Origin of the sequence: Pseudarthrobacter sp. S3 (genome assembly GCF_050156905.1) — a bacterium.
Lineage (GTDB): Bacteria > Actinomycetota > Actinomycetes > Actinomycetales > Micrococcaceae > Arthrobacter.
In genome coordinates, this window is record NZ_CP189583.1 from 937,671 (window position 1) to 951,828 (window position 14,158).

The window sequence follows — 14,158 nt, forward strand, 5'->3', positions numbered from 1 at the left end:
CTTTCTACGAGGCAGCAGGCTGCTGTTGGGTGATGCAGTGGATACCGCCGCCGCGGGCGAAGAGCTCACGGGCGTCAATGCCGACCACACGCCGGCCGGGGTAGGCCTCTGCCAGGATCTGCAGCGCCTTGTCATCGTGGGGGTCCGCGAAGGTACAGGCGATGACCCCGCCGTTGACCACGACGTGGTTGACGTAGCTGTAGTCGACAAAACCCTCGTCATCCCAGAGCACCTCCGGGGCGGGGACTTCGATGATGGTCCACTCCCGGCCGGCCGCGTCCTTCGTGGTGCGGAGGTGCTTGATGATGTCGCGGCTCACCTGGAAGTCCGGGTGGCGGGGGTCCTGCTGGGAATGCACCAGCAGCGTGCCGGGGGAGGGGATGGCGGCCACGATGTCCACATGACCGCGCGTGCCGAACCGTTCCGAGTCCCTGGCCAGTCCGCGGGGGAGCCAGACCGCATGGGTGGCGCCGATGGTCCGGGCGAGCTCGGCCTCGACGTCGGTGCGGCTGAGTCCCGGGTTGCGGCCCGGATCCAGCTGAACGGTTTCGGTCACCAGCACGGTTCCCTGACCGTCCACCTGGATGCCGCCGCCTTCGTTGACCAGCGCAGACAAGAGATGCGTGGCGCCGGCACGGCCTGAGACTTCACCGGCGATCAACGCGTCCTTGTCCCAGCGCGCCCAGTCCTGGGCGCCCCAGCCGTTGAAGACCCAGTCGACGGCGCCGAGGCGCCCGTCCTGGTCCAACACGAAAGTGGGGCCGATGTCCCGCATCCACGCATCGTTGAGCGGGGCGGCAAGTACCTCGACGTTCGGATGCAGATAGCGGGCGGCGATGCCGACGTCGTCGGGGTCCACCACCACGGTGACCGGCTCAAATTCGACGGCGGCGTTGGCCACCGATGCCCAGATGGACCGGGCAGCGTGGGCGTCTTCCTCCGTCTCGCCCAGCGTGTAGCCGCCGGCGGGAAAAGCCATCCACAGACGCTCCTGCAGAGCGGTTTCGGCGGGCATGCGCCAGGTGCTCATGCGGTTACCTTCTGACGGTTGATTGAGCCGGAGTGCCCGGTGACTGAGCTTGGGGCCACGACCGCAGGGTTCCCTGACCGAGCTTGCGAGATTAGGGGGCGGGTGGGGAGCGAAATCCCGCCGGGCGGCTGGGCGTGGCGTACGGGTTCGGTGAGCGGGCCGTAGGTATCGGGGCGGCGGGTAGCTAGAAACGGGAAGAGCGTGAGCCAGTCCTGGCGCTGGTCCAGGTCGAGGTCTGCCACCAGCACTGCGGAGGCGTCACGAGGGGCCTGGGCCAGGATCCTGCCGTAGGGGTCGGAGATGAAGGAGGAACCGTAGAAGTTCAGTATTCCTTCATCACCCCAGCGGTTCGGCGCCACCATAAACAGTCCGTTGGCGATGCCGTTGCCCACAATCACCTGCTGCCACAGCGGCTGGGTGTCGAAATCCGGGTGGTCCGGCTCTGAGCCGATCGCCGTGGGGTAGACCAGGATCTCTGCGCCACCGAGGGAGTAGAGCCGGGCAACCTCCGGGAACCATTCGTCCCAGCAGGTGGGCATGCCGAGCCGGGCGCCGCCCAGTTCTGCCGGCGCGTGGACCTCGTAGGCGTCAGCGGCCGCCGGCCCGTGGCGGAAGAACTTGTCTTCGTAGTAGCCGGCGGTCACCGGAATGTGCAGCTTGTGTGTGCGGGCGAGCAGCTCACCGTCGGACGACACAAGGATGGCGGTATTCAGTCCCAGGCCGTCGTCGCTGCCGTCCGGGTTCTCCGCCAGCTGGTACAGCGAGGCGTGGAGGGCCACCCCGTGGCGACGGGCGGATTCGGCGGCAAACCGGAAGGTGGGCCCGGTGAGCAGGTCTTCTGCGGTGTCCGACGGCCTGGGGCGGACCGCGCCAGGCTGTACCGCTCCGGGCGGGGGAGTGTCGTTTTCGGGGCGGGTGTCCGCGGGGTAGCGGGAGAGGGTGAGTTCGGGCAGGAACACCACCTTGGCACCGAGCCGGGCGGCCCGGCCGATTCCTTCATCGAGTTCGGCCTGCAGGACGGCAGTGTCTGCATGCCAGCGGTGTTGAACGACGCCAACCCGCAGGGCTGGGCGGTGGGACGGCGTTGTCCGGGCCAGGGAGGTGGGTGAGTCGAGGCAGGAAATTTCAATCATGTGCTTACTTCCAGTGAGACGACCGTCACTAAATGAATGACGTTCATTTAGTATGGAGGGCGAACGGCTTTCGCGCAATGGGTTAAATGAATCCAATTCTTTTATGACGCTCCGGCCGGATTAGTAAGCTCACTAAGAAATTTGCTTTCGGCCCGGCGCGATCGATCCCCTGGCTGATAGCGTCGGGACTACTGGACCAATCGAGGAGGATTCATGAAAGCTTCACCGACCCTGACCAACAACCTGCAGGCCGTACTTGCGGACCTGATCGAGCTGCACATCCAGGGCAAGCAGGCCCACTGGAACATTGTGGGAACCAACTTCCGGGACCTTCACCTGCAGCTGGACGAAATTGTGGATGCCGCCCGGCAGTTCGCGGATGATATGGCCGAGCGGATGCGCGCCCTCCATGCACTGCCTGATGGCCGCAGTGCTACGGTGGCGAAATCCACCAGTCTGGCCCAGTTCCCCGAAGGCCTCATTAACACCAAGGACGCCATCGAGCGGATCGTCGCTGCGCTTGAGGCAGCCGTGGGCACCATGCGCAAGGTCCATGACGAAGTGGATGAAGAGGATCCCACCACCGCGGACCTGCTCCACGAATTCATCGCCAAGCTGGAACAGTTCGCGTGGATGGTGAACGCAGAGACCATGAAGGCCTCCGCCAGCGTCACCTCCCCTGACGCCAAGTAGACCCGGCCGATTGTGAGGCCACAAGTGCCCGGCGCCGGAAATGATTTCGGACGCCGGGCGCTTTTGTGCGCTCGCCGGCTTGCCGGCGGCGGGTGCCTAGTCCGCCGTCGGAACCTTCCGGAGTGCGACGGCGGCGAGGACTGCCGCGCTCGCCATCAGTACCAGCGCAATTGCCGCAGTGGTGTGGACGCCGGAGTCAAATGCCAGGCGCGCTGCGCCGCCGAGCGCTTCGGCCAGCGGCGCAGGCAGGGTGCCGGCCAGTTCCACGGCGCCCGCCAAAGTTTCGGCGGCCTGGTGCACCGCAGTGCCTGACGCCGTTTCCTCCACCCCGGCCGGCAGCAGGAGATTGCGCTGGTAGGAAGCGGTCAGGATGGAGCCCAGTACCGCCGTCCCCAGCAGGGACCCCACCTCATAGCCCGTCTCCGAGATGGCGGCCGCCGCTCCTGACTTCTCCGCTGGGACGGAGCCCAGGATTAGGTCATTGGAAATGGTTTCCGCTGTGCCCACCCCCAGGGCGAGGATCAGCAGCGCGGCCAGCAGGAGGGCCGGGCCGGAGCCGTGATCGCCAAAGACCACGATTCCGTAGCCGGTGGCACTTAAGGCCAGGCCACCCGCCACCACAAAGCCCGGACGCACTTTCCGGACCAGCGGCACCACTGCCAGCCCGGCCAGCACTGTGGCCACCAGGGCCGGGATCATGGCTATTCCGGCGGCCGAAGGTGTCATCCCTTCCAGGAGCTGCAGGTGCTGGGCGAGGAAGAGAATGAAGCCGTTAAAGGAGAACAGGGCCAGCACGTTTGCTGTGATGGCGGTTCTGAAGACCCGGTTGCCGAACAAGGACATGTCCAGCAGGGGGCTGGCCAGCCGCTGCTGGCGGCGGACAAAGACGACGCCCATGGCCAGGCCAAAGGCAACAAGTCCCAACGGAGCGGCCCCGAAGCCTTCGGTCGCCAGTTCCTTGATGCCATACACGACGGGCACCATAACCAGCAGGGACAGGGCGATGCTGGGCACGTCCACCCGTCCGGGGTGCGGATCTTTTGATTCCGGGATGCACGCAGGACCAAACACCAACAGTGGCAGCATGATGGGCACGGCGACCAGCAGGATGGCGCCCCACCAGAACTGCTCCACCAGCCACCCGCCGAAGATGGGACCCAGGGCGGCGCCGCCGGAGAAGCCGGCAGCCCAGATGGCGACGGCCAGCCGACGCCGGTTTGGGTCCGGAAAAATGTTGCGGATCAGCGACAGGGTTGAGGGCATCAGCATGGCGCCGAAAAACCCCATCGATGCCCGTCCCGCAATCAGCCACTCCGCGCTGGGGGCAAAAGCTGTTGCTGCCGAGACCGCGGCGAATCCAATGCTGCCGGTCAGCAGCAGCCGGAGGCGGCCGATCCGGTCTCCCAGGCTGCCCATGGCAACCAGCAGGCCGGCCAGCACCAGGGGATAGGCGTCCACAATCCACAACAGCTGGACTCCTGTTGTGTCCAGGCTGCTGGCAATGGCCGGAAGCGCAAACGTCAACGCAGTGTTGTCCACCGCAACCAGGAGCACCGGGAACATCAGCAGGGTCAGCGCAAGCCAGTCGCGCCAGGGCGCCTTGGCGGGCCCGGACGGCCGGAGATCGACCGCCGTCGGAGATGTGATTGGGGTGTTCTGGTTGGACTGGGTAGACAGCGTCATGTCAATAACTATACCGTCCAGACGGTATAGTTAAGAAACGGAGCCCGGACCGTGCATGATTGAAGACATGGCCAGAAATCCCGTCGCACGCGATGCAGTCCTTGACGCTTTTGAAGAACTCCTGATCGATGTGGGGGAGCGGGCTGCCACATTGGACGCGGTTGCCAAACGGGCCGGCGTGTCCAAAGGCGGACTGTTGTACCACTTCCCCAACAGGGAAGCGCTGATCGCTGCCGTACTGGAACGGATGGATCGCCTGGCCGTTGAGGACCTCACGCTGATGGCCGCAGCCGCCGAAGGTGCGGCAGCATACTTCATCCGTTCCTCGCTCTGGTCCGACTCCCCGATGGACCGCTCCTTCGTGGCCGTCACGCGCCTCGCCGAAGTAGCCCATGAAGAGGCGCGGCGGCGTTTTGCCGCGATCCAGCAGCAGTGGTTGGACCTGATCGCGTCCGACGTCGGCCCGGCCATGGCGAAAGCCGTGCTCTACATGGGGGACGGGCTGTATTTCAACGCCATGTGGGAAAGCGGCACTGGCGGGGGCGGCCGGGGCAGGCATGGAGACATAGAGGAGCTTCTTGCCGCCGTGGAGCGGCTGCGGGGCTGAATCCGATGACCTCATTTGCCCGGCAGCCCGGGGAGTAGGAGAATTGGACCTCGTGGCGGCCTTCTGCTTCCGGCACAATATCGAATACTAAACCTGAATATGCCTTTTCTCTCAGGCCCACGTACCGCCGCGGCCAGGCAACTCTGGAAAGCGGCAGGCCATTAGTAATGGAGTTCCCTGTGAGTGTTAATTCGGCCTCGGCCACGTTCGTTGACCGGCATATTGGCGCCCGCCGCCAGGCCGATGTTGACACCATGCTCAAGGCCGTCGGCTACGGTACTGTGGACGCGCTGGTGGATACTGCTGTCCCAGACTCCATCCGCCAGGCCAAGCCGCTGGCCCTCAAGGACGCCCTGAGTGAGGTTGAGGTTCTTGCCGAGCTGCGGAAGCTGGCTGCGAAGAATAAGACTGCTGTGCAGATGATCGGGCAGGGTTATTACGGCACGGTGACGCCTGCGGTGATCCGCCGGAACATCCTGGAGGCCCCGGCCTGGTATACCGCGTATACCCCGTACCAGCCGGAGATTTCGCAGGGCCGGTTGGAGGCGTTGCTGAACTTCCAGACCATGGTCCAGGACCTGGTGGGCCTGCCGATCGCGAACGCCTCCCTGCTGGATGAAGCCACGGCGGTGGCTGAGGCTGTGCTGATGATGCGCCGGGCGAACAAGAACAAGGAAGCCCGGGATGGCAAGACGGTCCTGGATGCGGATTGCCTGCCGCAGACCATCGCGATCGTGAAGGGCCGCGCCGAGGCCCTCGGGTTCGAGGTGGAGGTCGCTGACCTGTCCAGGGGCATGCCGGAGGGTGTCATCAATGGTGTGGTGCTGCAGCAGCCGGGTGTGTCCGGCCGGGTCTTCAACCACACCACCGTTATTGCCGCTGCCAAGGAGCGCGGCGCGCTCGTGACCGTTGCCGCTGATCTGTTGGCGTTGACGCTGATCACCCCTCCCGGGGAGCAGGGTGCGGACATCGCGGTCGGTTCGACGCAGCGTTTTGGGGTGCCGTTGTTCTTCGGCGGCCCGCACGCGGCGTATATGGCGGTGGCGAAGGGCCTGGAACGGTCCATGCCCGGCCGCCTCGTCGGTGTCTCCAAGGACGACGCCGGTGTCCCGGCGTACCGTCTGGCGCTGCAGACCCGTGAGCAGCACATCCGCCGTGAGAAGGCCACGTCCAACATCTGCACCGCGCAGGCACTGCTGGCCATCGTCTCCTCCTTCTACGCCGTTTACCATGGCCCCGATGGCCTGAAGGCAATCGCGGAGCAGGTCCATCACAACGCCCGCACCCTGGCCACCACGCTGAAGGTCGCCGGCCGCGACCTGGTTACCGAGACCTTCTTCGACACCGTCACGGTCCGCGTCCCGGGCAAGGCGGCCAAGGTCATCGCCGCCGCCGAAGCGCGCGGAATCAACCTGCGCCAGATCGATGCGGACACCGTCGGCGTCTCCGCTGATGAAACCACGACGACGGATGTTCTCTCCGCGATCGCCGTCGCCTTCGGTGCCGGTCCGGTGGTGGAGGCGAAGGGCTTTGAACTGCCCGAGTCCGTGCTCCGCACCTCTGAGTATCTGCAGCACCCGGTGTTCAACACGCACCGTTCCGAGACGCAGTTGCTGCGCTACATCCGCAGGCTCAGTGACCGGGACCTGGCGCTGGACCGGACCATGATCCCGTTGGGTTCGTGCACCATGAAGCTGAACGCCACGGCGGAGATGGAAGCCATTTCCTGGCCGGAGTTCGCCTCCATCCACCCGTTTGCCCCGGATTCCCAGACCGTGGGCTGGCGTGAGCTGATCGGCGGGCTGGAGTCTGACCTCGCGGAAATCACCGGCTACGATCAGGTGTCGCTGCAGCCGAACGCCGGGTCCCAGGGTGAGCTCGCGGGCCTGCTGGCGATCCGTGGCTACCACCTGTCCCGCGGCGATGACCAGCGGACGGTGTGCCTGATCCCGGCTTCGGCGCATGGCACCAACGCGGCCTCGGCTGTCCTGGCCGGCATGAAGGTGGTTGTGGTGGCGACCGCTGCGGATGGCAGCATTGATCACGCGGACCTGAACGCCAAGATCGAGGCGAACAAGGACGTCCTCTCGGCGATCATGATCACCTACCCCTCCACCCACGGTGTGTACGACGCGGACGTGACCGAAATCTGCGACGCCGTGCACACCGCCGGCGGCCAGGTCTACGTGGATGGTGCCAACCTGAACGCCCTCGTGGGTCTGGCGCAGCCGGGCAAGTTCGGCGGTGACGTCTCGCACCTGAACCTGCACAAGACGTTCTGCATCCCGCATGGCGGCGGCGGACCCGGTGTTGGTCCGGTCGCAGCGAAGGCGCACCTGGCACCGTTTATGCCCGGTGACGCTAACAAGTCAGCCCACGAAGCGGGCCACGGCGTGGCCATCAGCGCATCCAACTACGGTTCCGCGGGCGTGCTGCCGATCTCGTGGGCGTATGTGAAGCTGATGGGTGCCGAGGGCCTGACCGAGGCGACGAAGTCGGCGCTGCTGGCGGCGAACTACGTTGCGGCGCGCCTGAACGAGTACTTCCCGGTCCTTTACACCGGTGAGGGCGGACTCGTGGCGCACGAGTGCATCCTGGACCTCCGGGATCTGACGGCGAAGACCGGCGTTACGGCTGAGGATGTAGCCAAGCGCCTCATTGACTACGGTTTCCACGCCCCTACCCTGGCGTTCCCGGTTGCGGGCACGCTGATGGTGGAACCGACGGAGTCCGAGGACCTGGTGGAGATCGACCGGTTCATCGACGCGATGATCACCATCCGGAAGGAAATCGCCCAGGTGGCCAGCGGCGATTTCAGCGTCGAGAACAGCCCGCTGCGCCACGCACCCCACACCGCGTCCGCCGTCGTGAATTCCGATTGGAACCGCGCGTACCCGCGCGAGCAGGCAGCCTTCCCGCTCCACCACCTCAAGCAGGACAAGTACTTCCCGCCCGTAGGCCGGATCGACGGCGCAGCCGGGGACCGCAACCTGATCTGCTCCTGCCCGCCGCTGTCCGAGTTCGAAGACTAAAACACCGGCCAGCAGCTGGTACGTTGGCTAGTTAGTCAGCGCTGCCCACAGGTTGAGGGACGACGCGAACACGATCCAGGTTATGTAAGGCAACAACAGGATCCCGGCCAGCCTGCTGATCGGGCCGAAGCGGACCACCGTAACCGTCACCGCCAGGATCAGCGCCAGGATGACCGCAAAAGCCAGCCACAAAGCGGCCGTCCCGATCAGCGGATACAGGCTGAAGAAGACAGGTGTCCACACAAGATTCAGGAACAACTGGATTCCGTAGATAACCAGGGCCGGACGCGACTCCGGACTGCCGCGGCGCCAGACCAGCCACGCGGCCACGGCCATGGCTGTGTAGAGGATCGTCCACACTGGCCCGAACAGCCAATTGGGTGGCGACCAGGGAGCCTTGTCGGCGTCGACGTACCACCCGTTCACGTTGTTGACCGTGGCAAAGGCACCCAGCCAAGCGACCAGGGCGGAGGCCGCAAGGAAGAGCGCGAGGGCAGCCACCTGCACGCCGCGCCCGCGGATCCCGGTGGCGTTTTGGCGGTGGTGGATGGACCTGTCTGATGGCGACTCCATGGGTCAACCCTTGCGAAGCGCTGCCTGCCGGTCAAGGTAGTCCCGGGACCGGGCTGAAACGCCCGGGCCAGATCAGGCTTTAGACTTGTGGCTACATGTCCGCACGTAGCCACGAGTACAGAACCGCGCACAAACCCCTGAGATTGGACACGGCCCCCTTGCGAGAATTCACCGCCCGCTTTGCCACAGCGGAGGAAATTGAGAACTGGGACAAGCACGTCACGGCCAACCCGAACGGCGGCAACATGCTGCAGTCCGCCGCCTACGCGTCCGTGAAGAACGGCAGCGGCTGGACCGCCCGCTTCCTGGTCCTGGAGTCTGCCGGGACCGCCAGCTACAACCTGGTGCTGGAGAAGAAATTCCCGGTGCTGGGCGTCCTGTGGTACCTGATCAAGGGCCCTGACCTGGGTGCCGTCGAGGACCTCAAGCCGGTGTTGGACGCGTGCGCTGCGTTCGCCCGGAGCCGGAACCTCAACGTCTTCACCATCAAGATTGAACCCGACGTTGTGTCCACCCCGGAAGCCCGGGCGCACGTCGCCGCCGCCGGCTTGGTGAAGGCCCCGAACATCCAATCCAATGACTCCACCGCCCTGCTGGACATCGCGGCACCGGAGAACCAGGTGTTCCGGTCCATCTCCTCCCGGGCCCGCAACGCCATCCGCCGGGCAGAGCGTGAAGGCTGCGCGGTGGTGCAGCAGGAGCCCGGCCCGGAAACGTACCGGGCGCTGTATGACCTGATGGCGGACACCGTCAACGCCAAGGGCTCTATGCCGTTGCGCAGCCTCGAGTACTACACCCGGTTCTGGGAGGAATTCTGCACCCGCGGCCAAGGTAACTTCTTCTTCGTTTATGAGGACGGCAAACCCAGTGTGGGCGCCTTTGTGATCAACTACGGATCCAAGGCAACCTACAAGGACGGCGGCTCCACTCAGAACAGGAAGCAGTACGGCGATTCGCACCTGGTCCAGTGGCAGGCCATCCGAAGAATGCAGGAACTCGGCTGTACCGAGTACGACTTCTGCGGCACCCCGCCGTCCAGCCTGATCAAGGACAGGTCCCACCACCTGTACGGCATGGGCATGTTCAAGACGAGCTTCACCAAAACGATCACGGACTTCGTCGGCTGCTACGACTACGTGCTGTCGCCCGTCAGGCATGCCCTGTGGGTCAAAGGCGCGGAACGGATCTTCCGCAGGCTGGAAACCGCACGCAGCGGCCAGCAGTTCTACTGACAGTCCGCCAGCCACGCTCACCATCCACACCACGAAGGCCAGCGCCTGCCCCATGCGGCAGCGCGGCCATAGATGAGGTTACTTCCGTGAATCCCACCAAAGCCGGAGCCGGTCTCCAGCTCAGCGTCCTCAGCGACGCCGAGTTTGAGTCCTTCTCCCTCAAGCACCCGCAAAACAACTTCATCCAGTCCGCTGACTTCACCCGCTTCCAGAGCGCCCGCGGCCAGGCAGTGGAGCTGTTCGGTGTCAGGCGCGACGGCGTTCTGGTCGCAGCCGGCAAGTTGAATTACACCACCAACCGTTGGGGCTACAGGGTGTGCGAATGCGCCAAGGGCCCCCTCCTGGACTACACGGACGCCGCCCTGGTGAGTGACGTCGTCGGACTCCTTAAGGAACGTGCCGCGGAGCGCAAGGCTGCCGAACTGCGGATTTCCCCGAACCTGACGTACATCGCCCGCGATGCCGACGGTGCCGAACACCCCGAGATCCTTGACAACAGGCCGCTCGTGGCGGAACTGGCGGCCCTGGGTCTTGAACACCAGGGCGCGGACATGAACTTCGCCAACGTGAACTGGATGTTCATCAAGCAGCTCGAGGGCATCACGGACGCCGAGGAGCTCATCATGGGCACCAACTACCGGACCCGGAAGGCCATCCGGAAGGCCGAAAAGAACGGCGTGTTCCTGGAACAGGCGACCCTTGAAACCCTCGACGAGTTCTACGATGCGCTGAGCACCGCGGGGGACGAGAAGGGCTTCTTCTACCGGGAACGCGAATACTACGAACAGCTCCTGCGGACCACCTCGGCCGAGTTCACCAAGCTCATGATGGCCAAGATTGACATCCCCGAGTACCGGAAGTCCATCACCGAGCGACTGGAAGCGGAAGCGGCGTCCGCAGTCGAACTCCGCCGTGAAGTGGAAGAGACCGGCAGCAAAAAGAAGGCTAACCGCCTCAAAGTGGTCCAGGACCTCGTGGACAGCTACGAACGCAGCCTCAAGGACATCGAGCGGTTCCCGGACTCCGTGGGAGTGGCAACAGTGGCCGCCATCCACTTCGTCTGCTTCGGCGACGAGGTGGTCTGCGTTATCGGCGGCACCAAGCAGGACTACATCTACTTCAACGGCGCCACCTCGCTGTACTGGGGGATGATGCTGCACGCCCTGGACAAGGGCTACTCGCGCTACAACTTCTACGGCACCTTCGGCATCCAGGGACAGGACGAAGAAGGTCACGGCGGCTACGAGTTCAAGAAGGGCTTCGGTGGCGACGTGGTCCAGCTGCTGGGTGACTTCGTGATGCCCGTGCGGCCGGTAGCCTTCCAAGCCAACCGCCTGGTCCGCACGGCCATCGCTGCTGCCCGCACGCTGCTGGGCAAACTGCCACTCAAACGCCGGGCTTAGCACCAATCCACGAACTGCCATAAAGGGAGGAGCACCAAGGTGACCGATCGACCTGAAAATCCAAGGCGCAGGCCTCCCACCAGCGGCCTGCCCAAAACAGAGCCGCTGACACCCTCCCAGCTCCACCAGGATGCCGCGGCCAAGAGGATGCTGCGGCGCCTGGTACGGGGGGAAGACCCGCCGACGGCGCCGCTGAGCATCGTGGACAGGCTCGCCGGCAGCCCCTACGCCAACCCCATGATCCAGGTGGGAGGCGTGGACACCTCCGCACGCAAGACCCTTGACTTCTCCCTGCACCTGGCCGAGACCATGTTCCGGTACGGGGCAGGTGCCCTGGAAGTGGAGACGAGCATCATTGCCGTCACCGCGGCGCTGGGGCTCAAAAACATTGAAGTGGACATCACCAACCAGTCGGTGGCCATCAACTATGCGCCCAAGGACCAGACGCCCATCTCGCTGCTTCGGGTGGTGCGGTCCTGGACCAACAACTATGCCGGCCTGGCCAAGGTACACCGGCTGGTGACGGACATTGTGGCCGGGGGAGTGGGCCGCGATGAAGCCATCCGCCGTCTGGACGAGGCCATCACCAGCCCCAAACCGTTCCCGCGCTGGATGGTCACCATAGCGTTCGGCGTGTTCGCCGCAGCTTTTGTGGGCGTGCTCGGCGGAGGACCGGTTTCCTCGGGCATTGCCTTCGCGGCCAACATCGGCGTCAGCCTGCTCGCCCGCCAGTTGGGCCGGTGGCGGGTTCCGGACTTCTTCACGACGGCGGCATGCGCCTTCGGCGTTACGCTCACCGCGTTGCTGTTGTGGCGCTTTGAACTCACCAATGCACCATCGATTGTGGTGGTGGGTGGCATCCTCCTGCTCCTGCCCACGGGACGCCTCGTCTCCTCGGTCCAGGACGCCATCAACGGTTTTCCCGTGACCGCAGCGGGACGGTTCCTGTCCACCGTGCTGACGTTCGGCGCGATTGTGTCCGGGATTGCAGTGGCCTTTGTGGTGGGCCAGATGACCGGAATGCAGCCCATTAGTGTCACGCAGACGTTCCCGCCTGCCTACGACCTTTGGGTCTTGGTGATCTTTATCGCCGTCGCAGTGATGGCCATCGGCGTGACCGAGCAGACCTCCTGGGAGCTGCTGCTGCCCACCGCCGGTGTGGGCGTGGTGGGCTATTTTGTGCTGCTGGGCGCCGCGTCCTTCGGCGTCGGGGACCGGTTCTCCCCGGCGCTCGCCGCCGTCGTGATCGGCCTGCTGGCGCGCGTGGTGGCGCTTAAGATGGGCGCACCACAGCTGGTGGTAGCGGTCCCGGCGGCACTGATCCTGCTGCCCGGGCTGACCATCTTCCGGTCCATGTATGTGTTGACCATGGAGGAATCAGAAGTTCTCCTTGGTGCTGGCGGCATGCTCAACGCCGGCGCGATCGTCCTGGGCACAGCCGGCGGAATCGTGCTCGGCGACACCCTGGCGCGGCCGCTGACACGCGGCCTGGCCAGCAACGAGCGGCGCCGCGCCCGGAGGCGCTAGCTAGCGCCAGCCACTAAAGCCCGCGCCTAGCGCTCAACCGCGAAGGCATCGGTGACGGTGGACCCGGCAGCCGGCACAAAACGTGCGTCCAGGCGGGGGAGTCCGTTAGCTTCACGTCCAGGGTTCCCAGGGTCCGCTCTCTGTTTTTCCCTGTCCAGACAGCAAACAGGCCGGCCTCAGGATCATCGGCTTGGACGTCGTGGTGCCCGGCGCCGCCCACGCCGACCGTGACAAAGACCGTGCCCTGCCTCTGGCAAGGTGGTTGTCGGAGTCGGCCACACAATCGTCCCGGGCCTCTCCGGGGACCAGCACGGGGCAACGTTCAGTCAGGCGGAGTTGACGTGTCCGCTGATAGACATGTTGGTGGCCGGTGAGCACGAGGTCCACGTTCTTGCTCACCAGCATGTTCGTCAGTCGCTCCCCGGGCTGGCAGCCGTAGTCTCCCATACTGAAGCACGGGGTGTGCATGCCCACCACAGTCCAGGGGATGTTTGCGGCTCGGGCACCGTCGATGGCAGATTCGGTCCAGCGCCAGCGGTTGCTGCCCTGCGAATAGTCCAGGGGCTGTCCGCCGGGAAAATCAATCCCGGGAGAAATGAGGATGAATCTCACCAGGGGGCGGTCCCGGGGCACGTCGACGTACCATTGCGTACCGTACGTGCCTTGCGACCCGGGCAGCCTGTTGGGCAGGCAATGGGCGAACGTGCCGATAGCGCCGTCGTGGCCGTCGCTTTCGTGGTTCCCCGTGATCAGCTCGTACGGAAAATCCTGGCCAAGTTTCGCTGTCACCATGTCGCAGAACGGCTGCCCAGTGCCGGTCTGGTAAGAGAGGTCGCCGAGCACTAGGTTTAGATCCGGCTTCAGCCCGGCGATCACGTCGAGCACTGCCTTGGCGCCGCCGCCCATGCCGATGTCCCCGGCTGCGGTGAAGTGAACAGACCTCGAGTCGGAGTCAGGCTGTTCTTCGGAGGCTGGCTGCTCCTGCGGCTGCACGGGTGGGCCCTCCGGCGCCGCTTGGCACGCCGAAGCCCGCAAGGTAGATGAGGGTGGCCCAGGACAGGGCCGCCCAGATCCGGGCCGGGGCGGATGCTGACCGGGCGACCATTGGCGCGAACACTGCTGTTTTGACCACTGCGCGGCAGAAGGTAAACACCCGGCGGAGGAATCGCCTGGTCGTAGCATTCATGACGGCTCCCCGGGACGCTCGAACGGCGTAACCGAAAGCCCGATCAGCAGCTGCCGGAG

At 64.9% G+C, this 14,158-nt stretch carries 11 protein-coding genes; 6 read left to right on the top strand and 5 right to left on the bottom strand.

Features of this window, described 5'->3' with window-relative positions; all coding sequences use genetic code 11:
• Positions 1–4: 4 nt before the first annotated feature.
• Positions 5–1,030: an agmatine deiminase family protein gene (locus tag ACQCSV_RS04595; RefSeq protein WP_426939208.1), complete on the bottom strand. Its 1,026-nt coding sequence runs from the start codon at positions 1,028–1,030 to the stop codon at positions 5–7.
• A complete protein-coding gene (locus tag ACQCSV_RS04600; RefSeq protein ID WP_426939209.1) occupies positions 1,027–2,163 on the bottom strand; it encodes a nitrilase-related carbon-nitrogen hydrolase in 1,137 nt (378 codons plus the stop codon). The genes ACQCSV_RS04595 and ACQCSV_RS04600 overlap by 4 nt, the downstream gene beginning before the upstream one ends.
• 213 nt (positions 2,164–2,376) lie before the next feature.
• On the opposite strand from ACQCSV_RS04600, the gene ACQCSV_RS04605 reads away from it, so the two are divergent.
• On the top strand, positions 2,377–2,856 hold the full coding sequence (locus tag ACQCSV_RS04605) for a DNA starvation/stationary phase protection protein (protein ID WP_354155818.1): 480 nt from the start codon (positions 2,377–2,379) through the stop codon (positions 2,854–2,856).
• A gap of 96 nt (positions 2,857–2,952) precedes the next feature.
• Here ACQCSV_RS04605 and ACQCSV_RS04610 read toward each other — a convergent pair whose 3' ends face one another.
• Positions 2,953–4,539, bottom strand: a complete 1,587-nt coding sequence (locus ACQCSV_RS04610; protein WP_354155817.1) for an MFS transporter — start codon at positions 4,537–4,539, stop codon at positions 2,953–2,955.
• A 67-nt stretch (positions 4,540–4,606) separates the two neighbouring features.
• Here ACQCSV_RS04610 and ACQCSV_RS04615 point away from each other — a divergent pair, with 67 nt between their 5' ends.
• Together ACQCSV_RS04615 and gcvP are read left to right on the top strand one after the other, a co-directional pair.
• Positions 4,607–5,146 (top strand): helix-turn-helix domain-containing protein, encoded by a 540-nt coding sequence (locus ACQCSV_RS04615; protein WP_354155816.1) that lies wholly within the window; start codon positions 4,607–4,609, stop codon positions 5,144–5,146.
• 179 nt (positions 5,147–5,325) lie between these two features.
• A complete protein-coding gene (gene gcvP, locus ACQCSV_RS04620) occupies positions 5,326–8,178 on the top strand; it encodes an aminomethyl-transferring glycine dehydrogenase (protein ID WP_426939210.1) in 2,853 nt (950 codons plus the stop codon).
• A 27-nt stretch (positions 8,179–8,205) separates the two neighbouring features.
• Here gcvP and ACQCSV_RS04625 read toward each other — a convergent pair whose 3' ends face one another.
• Complete coding sequence (locus tag ACQCSV_RS04625) at positions 8,206–8,751, bottom strand: TspO/MBR family protein (protein WP_354222564.1); 546 nt, start codon at positions 8,749–8,751, stop codon at positions 8,206–8,208.
• Positions 8,752–8,909: 158 nt separating this feature from the next.
• Between ACQCSV_RS04625 and ACQCSV_RS04630 the strand changes: the two genes are divergently transcribed.
• From ACQCSV_RS04630 to ACQCSV_RS04640, 3 genes are all read left to right on the top strand, one after another.
• Positions 8,910–9,983, top strand: a complete 1,074-nt coding sequence (locus ACQCSV_RS04630) for a lipid II:glycine glycyltransferase FemX (RefSeq protein WP_426939211.1) — start codon at positions 8,910–8,912, stop codon at positions 9,981–9,983.
• An 86-nt stretch (positions 9,984–10,069) separates the two neighbouring features.
• Positions 10,070–11,386 (top strand): peptidoglycan bridge formation glycyltransferase FemA/FemB family protein, encoded by a 1,317-nt coding sequence (locus ACQCSV_RS04635; RefSeq protein WP_354155811.1) that lies wholly within the window; start codon positions 10,070–10,072, stop codon positions 11,384–11,386.
• 39 nt (positions 11,387–11,425) lie between these two features.
• Complete coding sequence (locus tag ACQCSV_RS04640) at positions 11,426–12,913, top strand: threonine/serine exporter family protein (RefSeq protein ID WP_354155810.1); 1,488 nt, start codon at positions 11,426–11,428, stop codon at positions 12,911–12,913.
• 111 nt (positions 12,914–13,024) lie between these two features.
• Here the strand turns inward: ACQCSV_RS04640 and ACQCSV_RS04645 are convergent, their stop codons facing one another.
• A complete protein-coding gene (locus tag ACQCSV_RS04645) occupies positions 13,025–13,906 on the bottom strand; it encodes a metallophosphoesterase (RefSeq protein WP_354155809.1) in 882 nt (293 codons plus the stop codon).
• Positions 13,907–14,158 lie beyond the last annotated feature (252 nt).